The sequence below is a fragment of the Enterobacter sp. Bisph1 genome (assembly GCF_000814905.1).
Classification (GTDB): domain Bacteria; phylum Pseudomonadota; class Gammaproteobacteria; order Enterobacterales; family Enterobacteriaceae; genus Kosakonia.
In genome coordinates this window covers 1-23979 of the sequence record NZ_JXAG01000048.1, presented here as the reverse complement: position 1 = coordinate 23979, position 23979 = coordinate 1, and the positions used below count along the sequence as shown (strand labels likewise).

At 54.8% G+C, this 23979-nt stretch carries 21 protein-coding genes, 1 tRNA gene and 1 other RNA gene; 12 read left to right on the top strand and 11 right to left on the bottom strand.

The window, feature by feature from the left end; all coding sequences use genetic code 11:
- The first annotated feature begins 57 nt into the window (after nt 1-57).
- From glyQ to RW65_RS16540, 3 genes are all read left to right on the top strand, one after another.
- Nucleotides 58-969, top strand: a complete 912-nt coding sequence (gene glyQ / locus RW65_RS16550) for a glycine--tRNA ligase subunit alpha (protein ID WP_017458223.1) — start codon at nt 58-60, stop codon at nt 967-969.
- 9 nt (nt 970-978) lie between these two features.
- A complete protein-coding gene (gene glyS / locus RW65_RS16545) occupies nt 979-3048 on the top strand; it encodes a glycine--tRNA ligase subunit beta (protein ID WP_039057902.1) in 2070 nt (689 codons plus the stop codon).
- Between the two features lie 576 nt (nt 3049-3624).
- Nucleotides 3625-4569: a ChuX/HutX family heme-like substrate-binding protein gene (locus RW65_RS16540; protein WP_039057901.1), complete on the top strand. Its 945-nt coding sequence runs from the start codon at nt 3625-3627 to the stop codon at nt 4567-4569.
- Nucleotides 4570-4711: 142 nt separating this feature from the next.
- Here the strand turns inward: RW65_RS16540 and RW65_RS16535 are convergent, their stop codons facing one another.
- Genes RW65_RS16535 through RW65_RS16525 form a run of 3 tightly spaced genes read right to left on the bottom strand, consistent with a single transcriptional unit; the run spans nt 4712 to nt 6692 of the window.
- Entirely contained in the window at nt 4712-5680 is a 969-nt protein-coding gene (locus RW65_RS16535; RefSeq protein WP_039057900.1) for a GGDEF domain-containing protein, read from the bottom strand.
- Nucleotides 5681-5682: 2 nt separating this feature from the next.
- Nucleotides 5683-6324: a chemotaxis protein CheC gene (locus tag RW65_RS16530; RefSeq protein ID WP_039057899.1), complete on the bottom strand. Its 642-nt coding sequence runs from the start codon at nt 6322-6324 to the stop codon at nt 5683-5685.
- Nucleotides 6321-6692 carry a response regulator gene (locus RW65_RS16525; RefSeq protein ID WP_039057898.1) on the bottom strand — a complete coding sequence of 124 codons (372 nt, stop codon included), beginning with the start codon at nt 6690-6692 and terminating at the stop codon, nt 6321-6323. The genes RW65_RS16530 and RW65_RS16525 overlap by 4 nt, the downstream gene beginning before the upstream one ends.
- A gap of 412 nt (nt 6693-7104) precedes the next feature.
- Here RW65_RS16525 and RW65_RS16520 point away from each other — a divergent pair, with 412 nt between their 5' ends.
- Nucleotides 7105-8724 carry an ABC-F family ATP-binding cassette domain-containing protein gene (locus RW65_RS16520; RefSeq protein ID WP_039057897.1) on the top strand — a complete coding sequence of 540 codons (1620 nt, stop codon included), beginning with the start codon at nt 7105-7107 and terminating at the stop codon, nt 8722-8724.
- A 40-nt stretch (nt 8725-8764) separates the two neighbouring features.
- On the opposite strand, the gene RW65_RS16515 is transcribed toward RW65_RS16520, so the two are convergent.
- Nucleotides 8765-9058 carry an HTH-type transcriptional regulator gene (locus tag RW65_RS16515; protein WP_039057896.1) on the bottom strand — a complete coding sequence of 98 codons (294 nt, stop codon included), beginning with the start codon at nt 9056-9058 and terminating at the stop codon, nt 8765-8767.
- Between the two features lie 389 nt (nt 9059-9447).
- Here RW65_RS16515 and RW65_RS16510 point away from each other — a divergent pair, with 389 nt between their 5' ends.
- On the top strand, nt 9448-10161 hold the full coding sequence (locus RW65_RS16510; RefSeq protein WP_039057895.1) for a DUF3053 domain-containing protein: 714 nt from the start codon (nt 9448-9450) through the stop codon (nt 10159-10161).
- Nucleotides 10162-10217: 56 nt separating this feature from the next.
- On the opposite strand, the gene ghrB is transcribed toward RW65_RS16510, so the two are convergent.
- The 5 genes from ghrB to RW65_RS16485 all read right to left on the bottom strand — a co-directional run bounded on the left by ghrB (nt 10218) and on the right by RW65_RS16485 (nt 15385).
- Entirely contained in the window at nt 10218-11192 is a 975-nt protein-coding gene (ghrB, locus tag RW65_RS16505; RefSeq protein ID WP_039057894.1) for a glyoxylate/hydroxypyruvate reductase GhrB, read from the bottom strand.
- Nucleotides 11189-12478 carry an MFS transporter gene (locus RW65_RS16500; RefSeq protein WP_039057893.1) on the bottom strand — a complete coding sequence of 430 codons (1290 nt, stop codon included), beginning with the start codon at nt 12476-12478 and terminating at the stop codon, nt 11189-11191. Before RW65_RS16500 ends, ghrB begins: the two co-directional genes overlap by 4 nt.
- An 82-nt stretch (nt 12479-12560) precedes the next feature.
- Nucleotides 12561-13502, bottom strand: coding sequence for a sugar kinase (locus tag RW65_RS16495; RefSeq protein ID WP_039057892.1), 942 nt, complete (start codon nt 13500-13502; stop codon nt 12561-12563).
- Entirely contained in the window at nt 13495-14256 is a 762-nt protein-coding gene (locus tag RW65_RS16490) for a sugar phosphate isomerase/epimerase family protein (protein ID WP_039057891.1), read from the bottom strand. The genes RW65_RS16495 and RW65_RS16490 overlap by 8 nt, the downstream gene beginning before the upstream one ends.
- A 112-nt stretch (nt 14257-14368) precedes the next feature.
- Nucleotides 14369-15385 carry a LacI family DNA-binding transcriptional regulator gene (locus RW65_RS16485; RefSeq protein ID WP_039057890.1) on the bottom strand — a complete coding sequence of 339 codons (1017 nt, stop codon included), beginning with the start codon at nt 15383-15385 and terminating at the stop codon, nt 14369-14371.
- A 236-nt stretch (nt 15386-15621) separates the two neighbouring features.
- On the opposite strand from RW65_RS16485, the gene RW65_RS16480 reads away from it, so the two are divergent.
- On the top strand, nt 15622-17901 hold the full coding sequence (locus RW65_RS16480) for a molybdopterin guanine dinucleotide-containing S/N-oxide reductase (RefSeq protein WP_052250338.1): 2280 nt from the start codon (nt 15622-15624) through the stop codon (nt 17899-17901).
- Here the strand turns inward: RW65_RS16480 and RW65_RS16475 are convergent.
- On the bottom strand, nt 17864-18310 hold the full coding sequence (locus tag RW65_RS16475) for an N-acetyltransferase (protein WP_039057888.1): 447 nt from the start codon (nt 18308-18310) through the stop codon (nt 17864-17866). The two genes, RW65_RS16480 and RW65_RS16475, sit on opposite strands and share 38 nt — an antisense overlap.
- Nucleotides 18307-18870: a DNA-3-methyladenine glycosylase I gene (tag, locus tag RW65_RS16470; RefSeq protein WP_039057887.1), complete on the bottom strand. Its 564-nt coding sequence runs from the start codon at nt 18868-18870 to the stop codon at nt 18307-18309. Before tag ends, RW65_RS16475 begins: the two co-directional genes overlap by 4 nt.
- A gap of 148 nt (nt 18871-19018) precedes the next feature.
- Between tag and RW65_RS16465 the strand changes: the two genes are divergently transcribed.
- From RW65_RS16465 to RW65_RS21430, 6 genes are all read left to right on the top strand, one after another.
- Nucleotides 19019-19708 carry an autotransporter domain-containing protein gene (locus RW65_RS16465; protein ID WP_039057886.1) on the top strand — a complete coding sequence of 230 codons (690 nt, stop codon included), beginning with the start codon at nt 19019-19021 and terminating at the stop codon, nt 19706-19708.
- A gap of 241 nt (nt 19709-19949) precedes the next feature.
- Complete coding sequence (locus tag RW65_RS16460) at nt 19950-21152, top strand: L-lactate MFS transporter (protein WP_039057885.1); 1203 nt, start codon at nt 19950-19952, stop codon at nt 21150-21152.
- A gap of 114 nt (nt 21153-21266) precedes the next feature.
- Entirely contained in the window at nt 21267-21698 is a 432-nt protein-coding gene (locus tag RW65_RS16455; RefSeq protein ID WP_039057883.1) for an organic hydroperoxide resistance protein, read from the top strand.
- A gap of 216 nt (nt 21699-21914) precedes the next feature.
- The gene (eptB, locus tag RW65_RS16450) at nt 21915-23594 is read left to right on the top strand and encodes a kdo(2)-lipid A phosphoethanolamine 7''-transferase (protein WP_039057882.1); all 1680 of its coding nucleotides are present in this window, start codon (nt 21915-21917) and stop codon (nt 23592-23594) included.
- A gap of 91 nt (nt 23595-23685) precedes the next feature.
- A tRNA-Pro gene (locus RW65_RS16445) sits at nt 23686-23762 on the top strand.
- A gap of 38 nt (nt 23763-23800) precedes the next feature.
- Nucleotides 23801-23934: non-coding RNA, RtT sRNA (locus RW65_RS21430), on the top strand.
- Nucleotides 23935-23979: the final 45 nt, after the last annotated feature.

The following is a 23979-nucleotide window of genomic DNA, read 5'->3' as shown; positions in this document are numbered from 1 at the left end:
GTCAGCGGGTATACTGAGCGCTTCCTTTAAATCCACACGTATCCAGCACAAAAGAATATGCAAAAGTTTGATACCAGGACCTTTCAGGGTCTGATCCTGACCTTACAGGATTATTGGGCTCGTCAGGGCTGCACCATTGTTCAACCTCTGGACATGGAAGTTGGCGCCGGTACCTCCCATCCGATGACCAGCCTGCGCGCGCTGGGGCCTGAACCGATGGCAACCGCGTATGTGCAACCTTCTCGCCGTCCGACCGACGGACGCTATGGCGAAAACCCGAACCGTTTACAGCACTACTATCAATTCCAGGTGGTCATTAAACCGTCGCCGGATAACATCCAGGAGCTGTACCTCGGGTCACTGAAAGAGTTGGGTATGGATCCGACCATCCACGATATTCGTTTCGTGGAAGATAACTGGGAAAACCCGACGCTGGGCGCCTGGGGGCTGGGCTGGGAAGTGTGGCTGAACGGCATGGAAGTGACGCAGTTTACCTACTTCCAGCAGGTTGGCGGCCTGGAGTGCAAACCGGTTACCGGTGAGATCACCTACGGTCTGGAACGTCTGGCAATGTACATTCAGGGCGTAGACAGCGTTTACGACCTGGTCTGGAGCGACGGCCCGCTGGGTAAAACCACCTACGGCGACGTGTTCCATCAGAACGAAGTGGAGCAATCCACCTATAACTTCGAATATGCCGATGTCGACTTCCTGTTCAGCTGCTTCGAGCAGTATGAAAAAGAAGCGCAGCAGCTGCTGGCGCTGGAAAACCCACTGCCGCTGCCTGCCTACGAGCGTATTTTGAAAGCCGCCCATAGCTTCAACCTGCTGGATGCGCGTAAAGCCATCTCGGTGACGGAACGCCAGCGTTATATCCTGCGTATCCGCACGCTGACCAAAGCAGTGGCTGAAGCGTATTACGCTTCCCGTGAAGCCCTCGGCTTCCCGATGTGTAACAGAAATAAATAAGAGGCGGCCATGTCTGAGAAAACTTTCCTGGTGGAAATCGGCACCGAAGAGCTGCCACCAAAAGCACTGCGCAGCCTGGCCGAGTCCTTCGCTGCCAACGTAACCGCTGAGCTGGATGCGGCGGGTCTGACCCACGGCGACGTACAGTGGTTCGCCGCGCCGCGCCGTCTAGCGGTTAAAGTGGCGCAGCTTGCCGCCTCGCAGCCGGATCGCGAAGTTGAAAAACGCGGCCCGGCTATCGCCCAGGCGTTTGACGCGGAAGGTAAACCGAGCAAAGCGGCCGAAGGCTGGGCGCGCGGCTGCGGTATCACCGTCGATCAGGCGGAACGTCTGACCACCGACAAAGGCGAATGGCTGCTCTACCGCGCCCACGTTAAAGGCGAAAGCGTGGAAACGCTGCTGCCAAACATGGTAGCTAACGCGCTCGGCAAGCTGCCGATTCCGAAACTGATGCGCTGGGGCGCGTCAGAGGTGCAGTTTGTGCGCCCGGTACACACCGTGACGCTGCTGCTGGGCGAAAGCGTGATTCCGGCGACGATTCTGGGTATCAAATCCGATCGCGTGATTCGCGGCCACCGCTTTATGGGCGAGCCGGAATTCACCATCGATAATGCCGACCAGTACCCGCAAATTCTGCTGGAACGCGGCAAAGTCGTTGCTGATTACGCTGCGCGTAAGGCCAAAATCAAAGCGGATGCCGAAGAGGCCGCGCGTAAGATTGGCGGCAATGCCGATCTGAGCGACAGTCTGCTGGAAGAAGTTACTTCGCTGGTCGAATGGCCCGTAGTGCTGACGGCGAAGTTTGAAGAGAAGTTCCTCGCCGTGCCGGCTGAAGCGCTGGTTTACACCATGAAAGGCGACCAGAAATACTTCCCGGTGTATGACAATGACGGCAAACTGCTGCCGAACTTTATCTTTGTTGCTAACATCGAATCGAAAGATCCGCAGCAAATTATCTCCGGTAATGAAAAAGTGGTGCGCCCGCGTCTGGCGGATGCCGAATTCTTCTTCAATACCGACCGCAAAAAACGCCTCGAAGACAATCTGCCGCGTCTGCAAACCGTGCTGTTCCAGCAGCAACTGGGTACGCTGCGTGATAAGACCGACCGTATTCAGGCGCTGGCGGGCTGGATTGCAGGGCAGATTGGCGCGGATGTCAATCACGCGACGCGCGCGGGTCTGCTCAGTAAGTGCGACCTGATGACCAATATGGTGTTCGAATTTACCGACACCCAGGGCGTGATGGGCATGCACTATGCGCGTCACGACGGCGAAGCCGAAGACGTTGCGGTAGCGCTGAATGAGCAGTACCAGCCGCGTTTTGCCGGCGATCAACTGCCGTCAAACCCGGTTGCCTGCGCGCTGGCGATTGCCGATAAGATGGACACCCTTGCCGGTATCTTTGGTATTGGTCAGCATCCGAAAGGCGATAAAGACCCGTTCGCCCTGCGCCGTGCCGCGCTGGGCGTGCTGCGTATTATCGTTGAGAAGAACCTGGCGCTGGATCTACAAACCCTGACCGAAGAGGCAGTGCGTTTGTACGGCGATAAGCTGACCAACGCGAAGGTGGTCGATGAGGTGATCGACTTTATGCTCGGTCGTTTCCGCGCCTGGTACCAGGATGAAGGCTTCAGCGTTGATACCATTCAAGCGGTGCTGGCGCGTCGTCCGACCAAACCGGCAGATTTCGATGCGCGTATGAAGGCGGTTTCGCACTTCCGTACTCTTGACGAAGCGGCGGCGCTGGCGGCGGCTAACAAGCGTGTTTCCAATATCCTGGCGAAATCCGACGAAACACTGAACGATACCGTTCAGGCTTCGGTGCTAAAAGAAGCGGCGGAGATCAAGCTGGCCGGTAACTTAGTGGTGCTGCAAGATAAGCTGCAGCCGTACTTTGCCCAGGGCCGCTACCAGGAAGCGCTGATTGAACTGGCGGCCCTGCGCGAGCCGGTGGATGAGTTCTTCGAAAACGTGATGGTCAACGCCGACGATAAAGAAGTGCGTATCAACCGTCTGACGCTGCTGTCTAAACTGCGTGCGCTGTTCCTGCAGGTGGCGGATATTTCGCTGCTGCAGTAAGCGTACAAGCCCGGCTGAACGGCTGCCGGGCTTATCATCGCGACAGAGAGACTCCCGCCCCCGGCCATGATGACCGGGGGCGTTTTTATTCCTGTACGCTTATTGTTGCCACCGCGACGCTGCTTCGTTGCTCATGTTGTTTACCGGTAAGACCCTCTTTCCCTGCGTTCAGCCGAAAATATGTTGGAAGGTTTTGCGTTTTCTTATGAGCAAAATAGGGGGTTAGCTAAGGCTATCGTTGGCGAGGGAGACTCTTCTTGTAATATAAGCAACCGATTTTACCTGACCTGACGGCGGTAAAAATTAAATATATTATCTCTCTGCCATTTTTTTAATAAATCGTCATTCATAGAACCTGAAGTTTATTGTTTCACTTCTTATTTTCTTAATTTTAAAGTGATGAATTTTGATTTTATTATTTAATAAACATCTCTGTCGGCGCTTGTAAATAGAGATCACAACGTTTGCAATTTAATAACGACAGTATTGTTTTTGCCACGCATCTATTCTGATGCGGGAAAATTCTCATTTAATTTACGTTTTTAAACACTCGACCTGTCCTGTACTGGAGGTTGTATGCTCATTCCTCGCTATAATTATTCTATTAATGAATCTGGTGCTGCATGGGGCGTCAGGCATGATGTTAAATCGACGGCAAATTCCTTAAAGGCTCTGTTTGAACTGATCGATTTTAACGCCGCTTCACCCTTCGAGGTGACCACCCACGGGCCATCAGGCAATTCGCTGCTGCGCGTGACGGGGCGTCTGAAGAAAATCACCAATAATGGGCATCTGGTGCTCAATCCTCACGGCGTTGATCTACGTATCGCGCCGGGAACCGTTATCAAAGTAACATTAGAAAAAGTGGCCGCCGAGGGTTACAGGGCGGCCTTTTTTAATAGAGATGACAAAATCGTATTACAAGTTAATTTTGTAGCCAAAAAGGAATTACAGACGGGGATATATGATATCCATTCATTTCAAGGCAGGCTTAAACCCATTGATCTCAGTAAGGGCATTGCGCATGCATGGCGAAGCCTAAGAGATATTCATCATTTTTATCCGATGTTAACCCAGTTCGGTCTGTCTAAACTTGAGGCTTTCAACCAGGTGCCTTCCGATCTTGCGTACCAGGTCGATACCAGCAGCGTCTGGCAGGTGCTTTCAGCCATAGCCCTGAGCCGTGATAATTTTATGATTTTTACCGGTAATGGCGCGGTTTTTCATGTCTATACGGGGCCGGTCAATAAATTGTTGACCCTAAATAACTGCGGCCAAACCCGGCTGGTTGTGCATGGTCAAACCGGTGAGCTGGAAACCGCCATTTTTAAAATTACCACCAGCAAACTCTCTCAAGCCTGGGTAGTGAATAAATTCTCTGCTCAAGGTCCGATTACCAGTCTAGAGCTCTTTGATGACCAGCAGAATCATGTTGCGCAGTTTAATAGCCACCGGCTGGAAGGGATGGCGCAGGATGAGAAATGGACGCGTTTAATGAAGAGCCTGCCAAAAATTGTTTAAATAACCACGTTTAAGCGATGTGGTTATGCAAAAGGGATGGGTCACTTTTCCAGCCCATCTCCTCTCGGGTAAAAAGAGACATTCTCCCTCACCCACACTGTGTAAAAGAGAACTTTCCCCGGCACTGTCACGGATAGCGTCATTATCCTCTTTGCGCCGGGGGCACAGGGATCGGTTTCTTATAAGTTGTACTGACGCGAACCGTATTGCGACCGGCGCGCTTGGCTTCATATAACGCATTGTCGGCACTTTGGATAAGCTGACCGTACTCGGCGTGGCTTTGCTGACACAGGCTCGCAACGCCAATACTGACGCTAACGAGGCTGTCGGGTGAGCCGGCATGGGGCAAGTCCAGCAGTTGCACGCTGGTGCGCAGTTTTTCCGCCACTTCAACGGCATCGGCACTGCGGGTTTCAGGTAACAGGGCGCAGAACTCTTCGCCACCGTAACGAAACAGGACATCGGCCGGATTGCTCAATGCGCCGCGAAGCGCAGTGGCGATCTGCTTTAAGCACTCGTCACCGTGCTGGTGACCATAGCAATCGTTATAGAGTTTGAAATAATCCACATCAATCAGCAGCAGCGACAGCGGCTTGTTATTGCGCTTACTGGCGCGCCACTCGCGATCGATGCACAGATCGAAATAGCGGCGGTTGCCCACGCCGGTCAGACCATCGGAAAGGGATTGTGACAGCAGCTCATGGGCCTGTTCACGCAGCAACAATTCGCGATGTACCGCGGCGGTAACATCGACAATCTGAATCAGGCAGTAGCGCTCACAGTCGCCGAGGGGCACGATGGTTATCGCCTGGCTCAGACGCGCGGCCGGACGCGCTGGTTCGGCATACAGCGGAAAGGGCGAACGGTGCAAAGATTGCGAAAGCAGGGAAGATAAATTGTGACCAATAGCCTGGCGAATCGCATCGCCGACGCGGTGAAATGCCATGTCGGGAAAGACGCTAAAAAAATCCTCGCCCACCGCCTCGCAAGCCGCTCGTCCGCTATGGGTTTCTAACCACGCGTTCCACAGGACGATACGGTAGTGCGCATCAACAATGATTACGCCGAGGCTTAAGGCTGAAAAGGCATCAAACAACAACTTATCTTTCATATTCAATGCATTCCGTCTGGAACACTGCCGGTTTCTAAGCGGCTGATATAAATCCGGATCTGTTCACGTAAGTCACGCAGCGCCGACATATCAAGGATAAACGCCAGATAGCCCTCTATTTGCTGACGTTCAAGGGCAAAATCGATGCGCAGCATCATCACCAGCGGATCGTTTTCCTCTTTATTCGGATTCAGAATCTGCCTGCTGCTGCCCACGCGAACCACCGGCAGCGAGCCTTGCAGCTCTTTCTGGAACATATTGGCCAGCGTACCGACGCAGGCATTGAGTACGATATTGCCAATTTCGCTCATCGCCTCGCGTTCCATCTCACCCAGCTCATGAGCGGGGATCAGATCGCCCACCATCATGCGGACAATTTCAAAGCTGGCGGCTTCAGGAAACATTAAAATCGCTTCGGTGGCATAAGCGCCCTGATAGTGCTGGCTGATGCCGAATAAAGTCATACCGGCGCCCAGTTCATTAGCGGCTTCGGAACGCGGTGTGAAGCGGATTTTCGGCACTGACATACGCACTTCTTCATTGACGATATTACTCATCGCTGCGGCGGCATGCCCGACCCCGATATTGAAAATCTCCATCAGGCTGTCGGTTTCAATCTCACTGATATCTGGCAATTCACTCATGGATGGCTCTCCAGTCCGTTCAGCAGGGCGTGGAGTTGCGGCTCTTTCAACGGTTTGGGCAAAAAACCCACACCAAGCTTGTCCGCAGCGATTTGAATTGAGTTCTGTACGTTAGCGGTGAGCAGGATGATGTGCGTACCTGGATGCGTCTGGCGGATACGCGAAGCGGTTTCTATGCCACCGATACCGGGCATATTCAGATCCAGCAGGATGGCGTAAGGTGCATTCGCCGATGCCAGTTCAATCGCTTCTTCGCCGGTTCCTGCTTCGTCGATCTGCCAGTCGCTATGCAGATTAAGCATATACTGGCGTGAAATCATGCGTGACAGGCGGCTGTCATCGACAATCAGGATATATTTCGACATCATTCATTCTCGTCTGGTTATGCATTGCCTGAAACCAGCACCATGCACGGCTTGCGGGCTGTTCACCTCCCTGATGAATGTTGCTCGACGTCCGGGCTGCGTTAGGTTTTGTTTCACGCGCCGCGTCGTCTTTTCCCTGCTAAAAATCGCCTTCCGGTTTACCTGCACGGTCTGCTACTTTCGGTTAAGTCACACTATTCATCGGCAAACATGGGCAAATAATTAGCCTGTTGCGATGAAGCGGTGAAAATTTAACCTTGAAGAGGCGCAATAATGCCTCTATTCTTTGCAGCGACGAACGTCTCGTCGCACCGGAGTGCACGCTAAAAATGAACAAACACGACTGATGAATCCTCATCCTTGCTCACTGCTCAGGCAGCCGCAGGGACATTTTTGATTTCATTCAGGAGTGCTTATGGCTCATTGTGCCCGTATCCCCGCCTTTATTTTGCATCAACTCACCTGTCAGCTCCCGTCGGGCGAGACCCTTTTTGGCCCGCTAAATCTTGCCCTTGAACCGTCCCTTTGCGGTCTGGTGGGGCGCAACGGCGCGGGCAAAACACAATTACTGCGTCTGCTCGCCGGGCTGGCAGCGCCCGCCAGCGGTCATATCGAACGTGCCGGCTCAATGGTTTATGTGGCGCAGCAGCATGACGTCGCGGCACAGACAACCCTCGCGCAACTGCTGGGCTATGGCGATATTTTTGCCGTCCGCCGGCGCGTGGAGCAGGGTGAATACCAGCCGGAGGATCTCGACAAGCTTGAAGGTCACTGGGATCTTGCGGAGCGGCTGGCGGCGGCTTTTGCGGACGCCGGACTGCCCGCGTTCGACCCGAATACACCCGCCGCCACGCTGAGCGGCGGAGAGCGCGCGCGGGCCTTGCTCTGCGGGGCGTTTATCGCCGATGCGGACTATTTACTGCTTGATGAACCCACCAATCATCTCGACAGGCAGGGACGCATCTGGTTTTACTCCTGGCTGGCGCGGCGAAACGGCGGCGCGCTGGTAGCGACTCACGATCGTGAACTACTGGCACAAATGCCGCGCATCCTTGAACTCGCTCCCGGCGGCTTGCGCAGCTACGGCGGCAATTATGCGGATTATCAGCAGCAGCGCGATGCGGAGCAGCTCGCCGCACGGGCAATGCTTGAGCACGCCGCCAATGAACGTCGCCGCGCCCGCAGCCGGATGCAGAAAGAGCATGATGCCAGCCAGCGGCGCTCGGCGCATACCCTGCGCACGGTCGATTCGTTAAATATTGCGTCGTTTGAACGGGTGAAATACAAAGGGGCTGCCAAAGAGCGGCCTGGCAGCTGGCGACAGCAGCATCGCGAGCAGAATGAGACTCTGAACAGCGCCGTGAACCAGGCGCGGGAACGGGTAGAGGATGAAGCTCCAATCCTGTTTACGCTGCCCGGCAGCCGGTTACCCGAGGGCAAACAGGTGCTGGTGATGGAAGAACTCTGTCTACCCCATAGCGCGCTCCCGCCCTTTAGCTGGCGGCTGGATGGCCCTATGCGCGTTGCGGTGCGCGGGCCAAACGGCTGCGGTAAATCGACGCTGCTGAAAGTTGTGTTGGGTGAGCGGGCACCGCGTGCCGGGCGCTGCCAGCTGTCGGTGACCTGTGCGTACCTCGATCAGCACTTAACGCAGCTCGATCTCTCATTATCCGTTATGGCGCACCTTAATCTCGGCGATACGCCTTTAGAAGAGGGCATGTTGCGCAGCCGTCTGGCGCAGCTGCAGCTGAGTGCAGACAAAATTACGCTCCCCCTGGCGGCTCTGAGCGGCGGCGAGCGCTTAAAAGCGGCACTTGCTTGTGTGCTATGGCGGCGTGACGCAACACAGTTGCTGTTGCTGGATGAGCCGACAAATCATCTCGATCTGGCATCAACCCAGGCTATTGAAGCGGCGTTGGCCTCGTTTCCGGGCGCAATATTGGTGGTTTCTCACGATGAGGCGTTTCTTGAGGGATTAAAACTTACGCATAGTTTGGTATGGCGGGAAGAAGGTTGGCTTTGCGAAGAGGAATAAGAAGAGCATAAACCCCCGGATGACGGGGGTAGCAAACGGTTTAATCAATTAACTGCTTACTGAGCGTCGGGTTCGCATGAATAAGTCGCATCAGTTTCATTTCGGTAGCGGTGGGTTTTATACGTTGTGATTCCCATTCGTACACCATAGAAACGGAGACGCCCATCGCGCGCGCGAAGTCATCTATTTTCAGCCCGGTTCCACGTCGCAATTGTTCAAAGTCACTAAAAGAATTCGGCTTTTTGCTAAGGGTTACCGGCTGCGTTACGTTATTTTTAAAAACAATCTGTTCCAGACTGCTCAGCAGTTCAAATTGTGGATCTTTGTACTCCATTGAGAACTCCTCGTAAAATCACACAGCGGGATCGTGATACAGCTCGTTAAGAATAGTCGTGAAAATTCCTGGTGTGTAGTTGCGGCAGTGACTAATCGCCTGGTAAAGGTTTATTGATGTGCATGAAATATACCTTTTGGCACTTTCTTTGCGCTTAATTAGTTGATAATTATCAGAGTGAGAATATTTAGTATATTTTTGTAAACCTAATGCAAAATTATCGATTAAGAATTATCTGAACCGCTTCGCGGAAAATTTCATGCCAGGTCGGATTAGTGAAGTTAAGAATGCATCGCAGGGGTATCTTGCGAGCCTGACCTGGACTATCCTTGTAAGCCTTCAGGCACGCGTGTGCCGGTATGCGATTTTTGGGTGAAAGGAGTAACAAAATGGCGACAGGAAAGTCCTGCTCTCGCTGGTTCGCGTCTCTTGCGGCGTTATTAATGGTAGTTAGCCTGAGTGGGTGTTTTGATAAAGAGGGCGATCAGCGCAAGGCGTTTATCGATTTCCTGCAAAATACGGCAATGCGCAGCAGCGAACGCCTGCCCGCGCTGACGGCAGATCAGAAAAAACAGTTTGGCCCGTTTGTCTCTGACTACGCCATTATCTATGGCTATTCCCAGCAGGTTAACCAGGCGATGGATTCCGGTCTGCGCCCGGTAGTGGACAGCGTTAACGCCATCCGCGTACCGCAGGATTATATGACGCAGCGTGAACCGCTTCGCCAGGCCAATGGTTCGCTGGGGGTGCTGAGCCAGCAGCTGCAAAACGCCAAAATGCAGGCGGATACCTCACGTGCGGCGTTAAAACAGGCTGACGATTTAAAACCGGTCTTCGATCAGATCTATACCAAAGTGGTGACCAATCCGGCGAATGCGCTGCAACCGCTGATTCCGGCGGCACAGGTCTTCACGCAGCAGCTGGTGCAGGTGGGCGATTTTATTGCCCAGCAGGGCACGCAGGTGAGCTTTGTCGCGAACGGTATTCAGTTCCCGACCTCCCAGCAGGCCAGCCAGTATAATGCGCTGATTGGGCCGCTGGCGGCGCAGCATCAGGCGTTTACCCAGGCCTGGACCGCAACGGTTTCCGCCACCCAGCAGTAATCTGGTGCGGGCAAAAAAAGAGGCGACAGGTTCGCCTCTTTTTTATTGCGCCGGATTTAGCGCAAAATTTGCGGGTTAACGCAGTTCTTCTCAACCTTGCCGTTTAGGGCGTCAATCAGGTTATCGACAGCGCAGGCGGCCATGTTGTAGCGAGTTTCATGGGTCGCAGAACCGATATGCGGCAGCGCCACCACATTCGGCAGCGACAGCAACGGCGAATCTACCGCCACCGGCTCTTTTTCAAACACATCCAGCCCGGCGGCGTGGATCTCGCCGCTTTGCAGAGCCTCTATCAGCGCCGCTTCATCGACCACCGGGCCGCGCCCGGCGTTAATAAAAATGGCTGACTTTTTCATTAATTCGAACTGCTTCTTACCGATCAGATGGTGAGTCTCTTCCGTCAGCGGCAGCACCAGGCAGACAAAATCAGACTCTTTTAGCAGCGTGTCTAAATCGCAATAGCGTGCCTGGAAGCGCTCTTCCGCCTCGGCGTGATGACGGCGCGCATTGTAGAGAATCGGCATGCCGAAGCCGAAATGCGCGCGCTGCGCCAGCGCAAGACCAATACGGCCCATACCAATAATGCCCATCGTTTTATGGTGCACATCGATGCCGAACCAGTCTGCGCCAATGCCGGATTTCCATTCGCCCGCTTTCACCCGTTCCGCCACTTCAACTACCCGGCGTGCGCTGCTGAGCACCAGCGCCATCATCGTATCGGCGACGGTTTCCGTCAGTACCGTCGGCGTATGCATCAGTAAGATTTTGCGTGCGTTCAGCGCATCGACATCAAAGTTGTCATAGCCTACCGAAATGGTCGACGTGGCGCGAAGCGCCGGCATCTTCTCCAGCAGCGCGCTATCAACGGTTTCGCTGGAACCCAGCAGCCCTTGCGCACTGGCAAAGACCTCAGCGTGCTGCTGCACCGTTTCCGGCTTTAAGTTCTCGACGCGGGTGACGTTAAAATGGTCTTGCAGACGCTGTAACAGGTCATCGGGCAAGGCTTTATACAAGATGATGGATGGCTTCATGCGATTTTCCCTTGTGATGGTGCGCCTGCCGAAATCTGCTTATTGTTAGCAGGCTTAACGATTAAAGTAAGCCATACGGAGGCGAAAAGCGCTACCCCCATGAAAATGTACGAAGCTGCCGGGCTGCCCGTTGCGCCATTGAGATAGCCCACCACCCACGAGCCGCAAAACGAGCCGAGCGCGCCCATGCTATTAATCAGGGCCATCGCGCCGCCCGCGACATTACGCGGCAGCATTTCAGGAATAATGGCGAAGAAAGGCCCGTAAGGCGCGTACATCGCCGCACCGGCAATCACCAGCAGTGAATAGGAAATCCAGAAATGGTTCGCCCCGACCGCCCATGAGCCAATAAAGGCAAAAGCGCCAATCAGCAGCAGCGGCCAGACAAACAGTTTGCGGTTTTGCAGCTTATCGGAAGCCCAGGACGCAAGGATCATTGCTATCGTTGCCGCCAGGTAAGGCACGGCGGAGAGCCAGCCCACTTCTACCATGCCCAGATTCTCACCGCCGCTGCGAATAATCGACGGCAGCCACAGTACAAAACCATACACGCCAATACTCCAGGCGAAATATTGCAGGCACAGCAGCACCACATTGCGGGAACGGAACGCCTCGCTGTAGTTGCGTACGGCTTTAATTCCCTGCTGCTCTTTATCCAACTGCGTTTGCAGCGCGGTTTTCTCTTCTTGCGACAGCCAGTTCGCCTGGCTCGGTTTGTCTTTTACCAGCACCCACCAGCAGAAGGCCCAAATCACCGCCGGAATACCCTCGATAATAAACATCTCGCGCCAGCCGAAGGATTGGATCAAATAACCGGAAACGATGGACATCCACAGCACCGTCACCGGATTGCCGAGGATCAGGAAGGTGTTGGCGCGCGAGCGTTCGGATTTGGTAAACCAGTTGCTGATATAGATAAGCATCGCGGGCATGACGGCGGCTTCCACCACGCCAAGAATAAAGCGGATGGCGGCCAGCATCGGGATATTACTCACGACGCCAGTTAATGAGGCGCAGCCGCCCCACAGAATTAGGCAGATAAAGATAAGCTTGCGTACGCTGCGTCTTTCGGCGTAAACCGCTCCGGGGATCTGGAAGAAAAAGTAGCCGAGGAAGAACAGCGCGCCTAACAGGGAGGAGACGCCTTTGGTGATGCCTAAATCTTCATTAATGCCCGCCGCAGAGGCGAAACTGAAGTTGGCGCGATCGAGATAGGCCAGGCTGTAAGTAATGAACACGATGGGCATGATATACAGCCAGCGTTTTGTCGGATTTGTGGCGTTCATAAGGTTGCCTCTGTGGTTGAGGTTGTTAACCGCCTGCATGTAGGGTACAGCGCGGCATTCTATTATTTGGCGAAGCGCGGCGTTATAGCGCGCCCAGCTCCGCGCGTGTTGGCAATCCTTCGCTGTCGCCCGGCACCTGAATAGCTCGTGCGCCGATGGCATTGCCGCGCCGCACCGCGTCGGGCAAGGTTTTTCCTTCCAGCAGGGCGCTTATCACCCCGACGGCGAAACCGTCCCCGGCACCGACCGTATCGACAACATGCTCGACGGCGACCGGCGCAACGTTCCCCTGTTCGCCGTTAGTACTCTTAAACCAGGCACCATCGGCACCGGTTTTAATCACTACCGCCTGGACACCGCGTTGCAGATAAAAATCGGCAATGCCTTCGGCGGTTTGTTCACCCGTCAGGATCATTCCCTCTTTTAACCCCGGCAGAACCCAGTCGGCCTGAAAGGCGAGACGGTTGAGCTTGTCGATCATCTCCGCTTCGCTGCTCCACAGCACCGGGCGCAGATTGGGATCAAAGGAAATGGTTTTGCCGTGGGATTTCATGTTCTGCGCCGCGTGTTCCAGCAGCCCATAGGAGGACGCGGAAAGCGCGGCGGCCACGCCGCTTAAATGCAGATGGCGCGCCTCGCTGAACAGCCCGGCGTGAAAATCTTCCGTTGACAGGTAGCTGGCTGCCGAACCTTTACGGAAATACTCGACGATGGGATCGGTTCCATCTTCGGTTTTAGATTTCAGCTGAAAACCGGTTCTGTAACGGGTATCAATCGTCACACCCGCCGTACTGATATTTTCATTACGCAGCGTATTGAGGATGAAGCGGCCAAAGCTGTCGTCGCCCACGCGGCTGACCCAACTGACCTGAAAACCAAGGCGCGCCAGCCCGGTAGCGACATTTAGCTCCGCTCCCGCCGCCCGCTTAATAAACTGCCCGACATCGGCCAGATCGCCGGTTTCGCTAGCGACAAACATCGCCATCGCTTCGCCAATGGTGATGACATCCAGCGCCTTATGCATAAGGAGCCTCCTCGCGTAACAAGTTAACGTAATGGCGGGTGACGTCGGTCAGATCCTCACCTTCCAGCGGAAATTCAATACCGCGCGGCACATCGGCGGGTAAGTCTTTCAGCAGCGCCAGCCAGCGGCTATCGGCAGCGTCCGGCGGCACGGCGCGGAAACCGTCACCGTGAGCAACGGCGGCTTTAACATGGATATAACTGACCGCCGGGGCTAACTGGCGCGCGGCCTCTTCGGGCTGCTCGCCCACCCACAGCCAGTTACCGGTGTCGAAAGTCAGGCTCACCGGCAGCGCCAGGGTGTGGCAGGCGGCGTTAAAACGCAGCATCGGCGCGAGTTTGCCGCACGACGTCTGATCATTTTCCACAACCAGCGGCACCGGACTTGCCGCCAGCCAGCCGCGCAAGGTTTCAAGATGACTGTGTTGAGTAAAATGACCGAGGGAGACTTTGAGCCACAGGGCTTTCAGCGCCTGCGCTTCCAGCAGCAGGGCCGGTAAGCGCGGGTTTAACGTACCGTCTTCCTGAAACAGCGCTTCAGGCGCGGAGTAGCAAGCCTGCAGGTTATGCAAATCGATAGCGGAGGCCAGCGAGGGCAGATGCTTTAAGGCTTCTTCATTTAACAGCTCACGGCGGATCTCTACGCCGTCGGCCCCGGCTTCGGCAACGATCGGCAGCAGCGCCAGTTGCCCGCCCAGCGCCTCGATTTGCGCGTGGCCGTAGGCGGCAGTGACAACGATAATTTTTGCTGGCATGAATCAATTCCCCGGCGGTGATATCGGTTGCGAATATCATTAACGCTAGATGGAACCGGTTCCAAAGAAAAGTTTACCGTGCCGAAATTATGATCATCATCACGAAGCTTATTTAGCGTGCCGTCGAGCCGCGGACGATCAGTTCACCGGAAAAAACCTGCTCGCGCACGGTGTTGCTCTGGCCTTCAATGCGCCGTACCACCTGTTCAACGGCGGCAAAACCAATTTGCCACGTCGGTTGTTTGAGGGTGGTAATACCTGGGCCCGCCAGTTCCGCCCACTCCAGTTCATCAAAACCGAGCAGGCCGATATCGCTGCCCCAGTTCAGCCCGATGCGTTTAAGGGAGCGCGCCACCTGCAGGGTGAGCGCGCCGTTGGCGGAGATCACCGCTTTGCGCATTCCCCGGTGGCGAGAATGGAACTGGCGCAGCGCGTTATCGAGCTGCGCGGCTTCATGCAGCACAACTTCGGCGTTTTCCGCCACCATGCCGGGATAGCGGGCAAGGGTCGCGCGAAAGGCAGCCAGCCGCTCGCGGCGGGTATTTACCGATCCCAGCGGTTCACTGAGAAACAGTATCGCTTCAAACCCTTGTTCAATCAGATGTTCGGTGGCGGTGGTCGCTGCCTGGGTGTTATCCAGCCCGACCACGTCGCAGGCAAAATCGGGAATTTTGCGGTCAATCAGCACCATCGGCAGGGAGGATTGTTGCAGGCGGTTGAGCCCCTCTTCGCGCATACCGACCGCGTTCACCACAATACCTTCCACCTGATAGCTGCGCAGCAGGTCGAGATAATGCAGCTCCTGATCGACTTCGTTATTGGTATTACAGACCAATGGGGTAAAGCCCTTTTCGCGACAGGCGGCTTCGATGCCGCTCAGCACATGCACCGAATAGGGATTGGTGATATCAGCGATAATCAGGCCAATCAGGCGGGTACGTCCGCGCTTTAGCCCACGCGCCATCAGGCTTGGACGGTAATCGAGTTCGGCAATCGCCTGCTCAATGCGCGCCAGCAGCGCGGCGGAAAGCAGATGTTTTTCACCATTCAGATAGCGTGAGATACTGGTTTTGCCCGTTTTTGCCGCCTTCGCGACATCACTAATGGTTGGCCGCGCCGTTTTCGCCATGGTTGCTTCCCTCGCCGTGAATGGTTGTCCACACCTTAGCGCGAAACGGCGCGCAATCAAGCACTAAGCGCGGCTTATCCCTCTGACTGTGAGCGTAATGACGTTTAAATTTGCGATTATGCCGCCGCTGTGGATGATAGAGCGCAAAACAAAAACATCATCTGCAAGCTATTCAGGAGCGCGCGTTGGCAAACTCGGCAATCAAAACGATTCTTACGGCGGCCCACTGGGGACCGATGCTGGTCGACACCGACGGTAAAAACGTCCTCGCATCGCGCGGCGCGCTGCCGTCCCGTCATCTTAATTCCCTGCAAACGGTGGTGCAGGATCAGGTGCACAGCCCGGCGCGGGTGCGCTATCCGATGGTGCGCAAAGGTTTTCTCGCCTCGCCGCACAGCCCGCAAGGGGTACGCGGCCAGGATGAGTTTGTTCGCGTCAGCTGGGACGAAGCCCTCGATCTTATTCATCAGCAGCATCAACGCATTCGTCAAACCTATGGCCCGGCCTCCATTTTTGCCGGTTCGTATGGCTGGCGATCCAATGGCGTGCTGCATAAAGCGGCGACCTTGCTGCAACGTTATATGAGCCTCGCCGGTGGTTATACCGGCCATTTAGGCGATTACTCCACCGGTGCGGCGCAGGCCATCATGCCCCATGTGGTGGGCGGCAATGAAGTTTATCAGCAGCAGACCAGCTGGCCGATGATTCTCGAACATAGCGATGTCGTGGTGCTGTGGAGCGCGAACCCTCTTAATACGCTGAAAATTGCCTGGAACGCCAGCGATGAGCAGGGCATTGCCTGGTTTGATGCGCTGCGCAAAAGCGGCAAGCGGGTGATCTGTATCGATCCGATGCGATCGGAAACCGTCGATTTCTTTGGCGACAGCATCGAGTGGATCGCCCCGCATATGGGAACCGACGTGGCGCTGATGCTCGGTATCGCCCATACGCTGGTGGAAAACGGCTGGCAGGATGAGGATTTCCTCTCCCGCTGTACCGTGGGTTATGAAATATTTTCGCGCTATCTGACGGGCGAAAGCGACGGCGTGGCGAAAACCGCCGAGTGGGCGGCGGAGATTTGCGGCATTAAGGCGGATAAAATTCGCCAACTGGCGCACATCTTTCATGAAAATAGCACGATGTTGATGTCCGGCTGGGGGATGCAGCGCCAACAGTATGGCGAGCAAAAACACTGGATGCTGGTTACGCTGGCGGCGATGCTCGGGCAGATTGGTACGCCCGGCGGCGGTTTTGGCCTTTCGTACCATTTTGCCAACGGCGGTAATCCGACGCGTCGCGCGGCGGTGCTGGCCTCAATGCAGGGCACGGTGAAAGGCGGCACTGACGCGGTCGATAAAATCCCCGTTGCGCGCATCGTCGAAGCGCTGGAAAACCCCGGCGGCGCGTACCAGCACAACGGTATGGATCGCCACTTCCCGGATATCCGGTTTGTCTGGTGGGCGGGTGGGGCAAACTTTACGCATCATCAGGATACCAACCGGCTGATTCGCGCCTGGCAAAAACCGGAGCTGGTGGTAATTTCGGAGTGCTTCTGGACGGCGGCGGCAAAACACGCGGATATCGTATTACCGGCAACCACCTCGTTTGAGCGTAACGATCTGACGATGACCGGCGATTACAGCAACCAGCATCTGGTGCCGATGAAGCAGGTGGTTGCGCCGCAATATGAAGCGCGCGACGACTGGGAGATTTTCGCCGAGCTGAGTGAACGCTGGGAAACCGGCGGGCGTGCGCGTTTCACCGAAGGGAAAAGCGACCTGCAGTGGCTGGAAACCTTTTACAATATTGCCGCCGAGCGCGGCGCCAGCCAGCAGGTAACGCTGCCGCCGTTCGCCGAATTCTGGCAGGCCAATCAGCTGATTGAGATGCCGGAAAGCGAAGAGAATGCGCGCTTTATACGCTATGCGGACTTCCGTCGCGATCCGCAAGGCCATCCGTTGAAAACGCCGAGCGGTAAAATTGAAATCTTCTCTGATCGCATCAAAAGCTTTGGCTATGCCGATTGCCCGCCGCATCCAATGTGGCTGGAGCCTGATGAGTGGCACGGTAATGCGCAGCCGGAGCAGCTGCAGCTTTTATCGGCCCATCCGGCGCATCGCTTGCACAGTCAGCTTAACTACAGCCGCCTGCGCGAAGCATACGCCGTCGCCGGTCGCGAACCCATCACGCTGCATCCTATGGATGCACAGGCGCGCGGGATTGTCGCCGGTGATGTGGTGCGGGTGTGGAATCAGCGCGGACAGGTGCTGGCGGGCGCGGTGGTCAGTGCAGGGATTAAGCCCGGCGTCATCTGCCTGCATGAAGGCGCATGGCCTGATTTGGATAGCGCGGCGGGCGGTATCTGTAAAAACGGCGCGGTGAATGTGCTGACCAAAGATCTCCCCAGCTCGCGGCTGGGCAATGGCTGCGCCGGAAATACGGCCCTTGCGTGGGTGGAGAAATATCAGGGCCCGGCCCTTACGCTAACGGCGTTTGATCCGCCCGCCAGTTCATGATCCACGTCGGGTGGAGAGTTTCCTCCTGCCAGGCGCTACCCTCAATACGAAAGCCCTGCGCGTGGTAGAAATTCACCGCCCGCAGGTTTTTCTGATACACCTCGAGGCTGAGCCGGCTATAGCGCTGTTTGACATGTTCCATCAGCGCTTTGCCAATTCCTTGACCAATCGCAGCAGGGCGTACAAACAGCGCGCCGATAAACTGCTCATCCATCACGCTGATAAAACCCTGTAGCTCGCCGTGCGCTTCCCAGACCCAGGTTTTTGCCATCGGCAGATAATCGTCGCGCACCAGCGCTTCGCTCTCCTGCCAGTAACGCACATCAATAAACGGATGGGCAAAGCGGGTGCTCTCCATCCACAGCGACAGCAGCGGCGACACATTTTTGTTACGCCACCCACGAATCATGCCTTTTCCCCCGGATGGCAAAAGCAGCCGGTAATATGATCGTTAACCAGTCCGCAGGCCTGCATAAAGGAGTAGCAAATGGTGGCGCCGACAAATTTGAAGCCGCGTTTTTTCAGCGCCTTTGATAACGCTTCCGATGCGGCCGTTGTGGTTGGGATCTCCCCATGCGTTGCCGCCGTGGTTATCTGCGGAGTGTTATCGACAAACTGCCAGACAAAGTCGGTAAACGGCTCGCCGTTTTGTTCCATCGCCATAAAGGCGCGGGCATTAGCGATAATGGCCTCAATTTTGCCGCGATGGCGAATAATCCCGGCGTCCTGCATCAGCCTTTCCACGTCGTCGGCGGTCATTGCCGCTACGCGCTCAGGATCAAACTGGTGAAAGGCCTGGCGATAGTTCTCGCGCTTTTTTAACACGGTTATCCAGGATAACCCTGCCTGTTGCCCCTCGAGGCAGATCATTTCGAACAGCTTTTTACCGTCTTTTTGCACCACGCCCCATTCAGAATCATGGTAAGCGAGGTAAAGCGGATCCTGACTAACCCAACCACAACGCTGCATACCCTTACTCCGTCAATAATAAGTAAAATAAATGTCTGCCCATCTTGACGCGCGCCTTAGAAAGACAATATTTAGTAGAGGGGCATAGCTCCAATAAACAACGATAACAATTACGCCGAATTCGGCTCTTCTCTGGAGTCGCAAATTGATGAACATAATCCGCAGTGGCTGCACTCTGGCGCTGCTGCCTGCTTGTCTGTTTTTTTGTCAGACAGCGGCGGCGTGGCAACAAGAATATATTGGAAATGACCCTGTTACTGCGACTACCGAACGCTATATCTGGGATAGCGATCGGCAACCGCGTTATAACGATATTCTCGAAGAACGCATTCGCTCGACGCAAAATTCCCCCGGCGTGGCCTTTAATCTGCCCGATGAAACGCCGCTGGATGCTATTAGCACCATGAGCATTGGCTGGAATATTCCCCTTACCAGCAATATCACTACCGGCCCGGTCGCGGTATGGCATTACGATGGCTCAACGACCTCAATGTATAACGAATATGGCGATAGCGCGACCAATGTGCATTACAGCGATCCCCTGTGGCACGCCAGCGTCAGCTCGCTGGGCTGGCGCGTGGATAGCCGGCTGGGCGGTCTCCGTCCGTGGGCGCAAATTAGCTTCAATCAACAATTTGGCGAAAATGTGTGGAAAAGCCAGTCCGGGCTTTATCGCCTGACCGCCGCCAACCAATATGGAAACTGGATGGATGTCACGCTGGGTGCGGATATGCTGCTTAATTCTCATATGGCGGCGTATGCGGCGTTTTCGCAGTCAGAAAATACCACCTATGGGCAGAATTACCTTTATAGCATGGGCGTCAGCGCGCGTTTCTAAGGCTTATTTAAAACAAACTTTTTACAAGTGAGAAACAATAAGCACGGGTTTTTCGCTGATAGTATGTACTAACTTACTGTGGCGGTTACAAAGGGGAATATATTCCCGCGCCATTCATTCCGTAATAAGTGCAGTTCATTCCTTCTCTCGCGCATTTCATGCCTTATTTACCCCGGCATGAAATGCGCTTCGTTATCGTTGTCGGCAGTGATTTCCCTCTTTTCTCTGCAGGACGACTGCCATGAATACATCATTTGCTTATCGCACACGCTGGCTGACACTGTTCGGCACCATTATTACGCAATTTGCATTAGGGTCCGTTTACACCTGGAGTTTGTTTAATAGCGCGCTGGCGCAGAAGCTGGGCGAGCCGGTAAGTCAGGTCGCTTTCTCCTTCGGCCTGCTCAGTCTGGGTTTGGCGCTTTCATCCTCCGTGGCGGGGAAATTACAGGAACGTTTTGGTGTTAAACGCGTCACCATCGCTTCCGGCGTGCTGCTGGGGCTGGGGTTCTTCCTGACCGCGCACTCTAATAATTTGATGATGTTGTGGCTGAGCGCCGGTGTGCTGGTCGGTCTGGCGGATGGCGCAGGCTACTTGCTGACCCTCTCCAACTGTGTGAAATGGTTCCCGGAGCGCAAGGGTCTGATTTCCGCGTTTTCTATCGGGGCTTATGGCCTTGGCAGCCTCGGTTTTAAATTTATCGACAGCCAGCTGCTGGCAAGCGTCGGTCTGGAAAAGACCTTTATGATTTGGGGCGCGATGGTGCTGGTGATGATTGTCTTTGGCGCGATGTTGATGACCGATGCGCCGCTGCAAAAAGTCTCGACGGTGAATGGCGTGGTGGAAAATGACTTCACGCTGGCGCAGTCGATGCGTAAACCCCAGTACTGGATGCTGGCGGTGATGTTCCTGACCGCCTGCATGAGCGGCCTGTATGTGATTGGTGTCGCGAAAGATATCGCCCAGGGTATGGTGCATCTTGACGTGGCGACAGCGGCAAACGCCGTCACCGTAATTGCCATCGCTAACCTGAGCGGTCGGCTGGTGCTGGGCGTGCTGTCGGACAAAATGTCCCGTATCCGCGTGATAACTTTGGGGCAGCTTATTTCGCTGGTCGGCATGGCGGCACTGCTTTTCGCCCCGCTCAACGCCGTGACCTTTTTCGCCGCGATTGCCTGCATTGCCTTTAACTTTGGCGGCACCATTACCGTCTTCCCGTCGCTGGTCAGTGAGTTCTTTGGTCTGAATAATCTGGCGAAAAATTACGGTGTGATTTATCTCGGCTTCGGTATCGGCAGTATCTGCGGTTCGATTATCGCTTCGCTGTTCGGCGGCTTTTATGTCACCTTCTGCGTTATCTTCGCCCTGCTTATCGTCTCTCTGGCGCTCTCCACCACGATTCGCCAGCCGCAGCGTCAGGTTTATCAACAAGCCCACGCCTGAAACTTACGCATTCAGAAGCCGCCGAAAAATCGGCGGTTTTTGGCTATCTTCCGCACATTGCCCTCAGAGCGACTATCCTTATTGGTCAGGTTATACCGACAAAAGGAGTCTTAAATGTCTTTAGAAAAAGTGGTTTATCGTGCGAAGGCAAAAGCAACCGGCGGCCGCGATGGTCGTGCGACCTCCTCTGATGGCGTGCTTGATGTCAAACTTGGCGTACCTAAAGAGATGGGCGGTGCCGGTGGCGAAGTGACCAACCCGGAGCAACTCTTCGCCGCAGGTTACTCCGCCTGTTTCCTCGGTGCGCTGAAACATGTCGCGTCGGTCGAGAAAAAGAAAGTGCCGCAGGAAGCCTGGATTGAAGGGCAGGTTGGCATTGGTCCGCTACCGACCGGTTTTGGTATTGAAGCGCAGCTGGATATTCACCTGCCAGGTATGGATCACCAGGAAGCAGAAGCGCTGGTGCAGAAAGCGCACATCGTTTGCCCTTATTCAAATGCCACCCGCGGCAATATCGATGTGAAATTGAATGTGATCACCTCCTGATAGCGCACTTTGGTGACTTTTTTCTGATGCCGGCCATATTTTTTTGTAAATATATGGCCGGTTAGCACTTCCGGATGACACTTTTCGTTCTCGCTATGGTCTACTTAGCGCGCTTCAGAAGTTTCCGGGAAAGACTTCCTTCGCGACATCTCACCCTGCGGACGTTCTTTATTCACGCCTCGCCCGGTGCTTTTTACTTTCTTCAGAGTTGCTTGCATGACTTATATCAAAGCGATGACCCAGCAGAAGCTGAGCTTTCTGTTGGCGATCTATATCGGTCTGTTTATGAATAGCGCTGTGTTCTACCGTCGGTTCGACGGCTTTGCGCAAGCGTTCACCGTGTTGAAAGGACTCTCTGCGGCTGTCGAACTCATTGGTACGGTTCTGGTAACCTTCTTTTTGCTGCGCGTATTGTCGTTGCTTGGCCGCCGGGTTTGGCGCGTGCTGGCGTCGCTGGTGGTTATTTTCTCCGCCGCTGCCAGTTATTACATGACGTTTCTTAACGTGGTGATTGGCTACGGCATTATTGCCTCGGTGATGACCACGGATATCGATCTCTCTAAAGAGGTGGTGGGCTGGCAGCTTATCGCGTGGGTGGCGCTGTTAAGCGCGCTGCCGCTGCTCTCCATCTGGAATAACCGCTGTCGTGACACCCTGCTGCGCCAGCTAAGTACGCCGGGCGCGCGCATTCGCAGCGTCGGCGTGGTGCTGCTGGCGGGCTTAATGGTCTGGGGGCCGATTCGCCTGCTCGATATGCATCAAAAAACCTCCGAGCGCACCTCGAATGTTGATATGCCAAGCTACGGCGGCGTGGTAGCAAACTCCTATTTACCGTCAAACTGGCTATCGGCGCTGGGCCTGTATGCCTGGGCGCAGGTAGATGAATCTTCTGATTACAAATCGCTGATTAATCCGGCGAAAAAATTTACCTATGTCGCGCCGAAAGATATCGACGATACGCTGATGGTGTTTATTATCGGCGAAACCACGCGTTGGGATCATATGGGATTATTAGGTTACTCCCGCGATACCACGCCGAAACTGGCGCAGGAGAAAAATCTGGTAGCGTTCCGCGGTTATTCTTGCGATACCGCGACCAAACTCTCCCTGCGCTGTATGTTCGTGCGCGAAGGCGGGGTGGAAGATAACCCACAGCGTACGCTGAAAGAGCAAAACGTCTTTGCGGTGTTAAAACAGCTGGGCTTTTCCAGCGATTTGTACGCCATGCAGAGTGAGATGTGGTTCTACAGCAACACTATGGCCGACAACATCGCCTATCGCGAGCAGATTGGCGCTGAGCCGGGCAACCGGGGTAAAAGCGTCGATGACATGCTGCTTATCAATGAAATGCAGCGTTCGCTGGGCCGCACCAGCGGTAAGCATATGATTGTGTTGCATACCAAGGGTTCGCACTTTAACTACACCCAGCGCTATCCGCGCAGCTTTGCGAAGTGGACGCCGGAATGCGTGGGCGTGGATGATAAATGCAGTAAGGAAGAGCTGATTAACTCCTTCGATAACTCGGTCTCCTATGTGGATTCCTTTATCGATACGGTGATTGATAAAGTGCGCGACCGCAAAGCGATCGTCTTCTATGCCGCCGACCACGGTGAATCCATAAACGAGAAGCAGCATCTGCACGGCACGCCACGCAAAATGGCCCCGCCGGAGCAGTTCCGCGTACCGATGATGGTGTGGATGTCGGATAAGTACCTTGAGGATCCGCAGAAAGCGCAGATGTTCGCGCAGCTCAAGCAGCAAGCGGCGGATAAAACCCCGCGCCGCCACGTTGAGCTGTATGACTCCATTATGGGTTGTCTGGGTTATACCTCGCCGAACGGTGGGATTAACGAGAACAATAACTGGTGCCATTTGCCAGCACAGGCGGCGAAGTAAGCCTCTTGATGGCTTTATCACCAGTCAGTTAGCTTTTTTACCTTAAGGGATTGACGGGGCATGTCGGCGGCAGTAAGATGCGCCCCGCATTCGGTGATTGGCGCAGCCTGGTAGCGCACTTCGTTCGGGACGAAGGGGTCGGAGGTTCGAATCCTCTATCACCGACCAAATTCTAAAAAACCCAACCGTAAGGTTGGGTTTTTTGCTTTCTGCGCCCGAAAAGAGGATGAGAACCTCCGGGGGCAGGGAGGTTCGACTCGAGCGAAGCGAGAGAACGTTGCTTTAGCAACGGCCCGCAGGGCGAGCCACGCAGTGGCGAATCATCCTCTATCACCGACCAAATTCTAAAAAACCCAACCGTAAGGTTGGGTTTTTTGCTTTCTGC

Excerpts from the sequence above, each read along its gene's own strand:
- RW65_RS16490 (WP_039057891.1), bottom strand. The coding sequence starts at position 14,256 with ATGCCAGCAAAAATTATCGTTGTCACTGCCGCCTACGGCCACGCGCAA.
- RW65_RS16455 (WP_039057883.1), top strand. The coding sequence starts at position 21,267 with ATGTCTTTAGAAAAAGTGGTTTATCGTGCGAAGGCAAAAGCAACCGGC.
- RW65_RS16495 (WP_039057892.1), bottom strand. The coding sequence starts at position 13,502 with ATGCATAAGGCGCTGGATGTCATCACCATTGGCGAAGCGATGGCGATG.
- RW65_RS16510 (WP_039057895.1), top strand. The coding sequence starts at position 9,448 with ATGGCGACAGGAAAGTCCTGCTCTCGCTGGTTCGCGTCTCTTGCGGCG.
- glyS (WP_039057902.1), top strand. The coding sequence starts at position 979 with ATGTCTGAGAAAACTTTCCTGGTGGAAATCGGCACCGAAGAGCTGCCA.
- ghrB (WP_039057894.1), bottom strand. The coding sequence starts at position 11,192 with ATGAAGCCATCCATCATCTTGTATAAAGCCTTGCCCGATGACCTGTTA.
- RW65_RS16525 (WP_039057898.1), bottom strand. The coding sequence starts at position 6,692 with ATGATGTCGAAATATATCCTGATTGTCGATGACAGCCGCCTGTCACGC.
- RW65_RS16540 (WP_039057901.1), top strand. The coding sequence starts at position 3,625 with ATGCTCATTCCTCGCTATAATTATTCTATTAATGAATCTGGTGCTGCA.
- tag (WP_039057887.1), bottom strand. The coding sequence starts at position 18,870 with ATGCAGCGTTGTGGTTGGGTTAGTCAGGATCCGCTTTACCTCGCTTAC.
- RW65_RS16475 (WP_039057888.1), bottom strand. The coding sequence starts at position 18,310 with ATGATTCGTGGGTGGCGTAACAAAAATGTGTCGCCGCTGCTGTCGCTG.
- RW65_RS16520 (WP_039057897.1), top strand. The coding sequence starts at position 7,105 with ATGGCTCATTGTGCCCGTATCCCCGCCTTTATTTTGCATCAACTCACC.
- RW65_RS16465 (WP_039057886.1), top strand. The coding sequence starts at position 19,019 with ATGAACATAATCCGCAGTGGCTGCACTCTGGCGCTGCTGCCTGCTTGT.
- glyQ (WP_017458223.1), top strand. The coding sequence starts at position 58 with ATGCAAAAGTTTGATACCAGGACCTTTCAGGGTCTGATCCTGACCTTA.
- RW65_RS16460 (WP_039057885.1), top strand. The coding sequence starts at position 19,950 with ATGAATACATCATTTGCTTATCGCACACGCTGGCTGACACTGTTCGGC.
- RW65_RS16535 (WP_039057900.1), bottom strand. The coding sequence starts at position 5,680 with ATGAAAGATAAGTTGTTGTTTGATGCCTTTTCAGCCTTAAGCCTCGGC.
- RW65_RS16530 (WP_039057899.1), bottom strand. The coding sequence starts at position 6,324 with ATGAGTGAATTGCCAGATATCAGTGAGATTGAAACCGACAGCCTGATG.
- RW65_RS16500 (WP_039057893.1), bottom strand. The coding sequence starts at position 12,478 with ATGAACGCCACAAATCCGACAAAACGCTGGCTGTATATCATGCCCATC.
- eptB (WP_039057882.1), top strand. The coding sequence starts at position 21,915 with ATGACTTATATCAAAGCGATGACCCAGCAGAAGCTGAGCTTTCTGTTG.
- RW65_RS16480 (WP_052250338.1), top strand. The coding sequence starts at position 15,622 with ATGCTGGTCGACACCGACGGTAAAAACGTCCTCGCATCGCGCGGCGCG.
- RW65_RS16515 (WP_039057896.1), bottom strand. The coding sequence starts at position 9,058 with ATGGAGTACAAAGATCCACAATTTGAACTGCTGAGCAGTCTGGAACAG.
- RW65_RS16485 (WP_039057890.1), bottom strand. The coding sequence starts at position 15,385 with ATGGCGAAAACGGCGCGGCCAACCATTAGTGATGTCGCGAAGGCGGCA.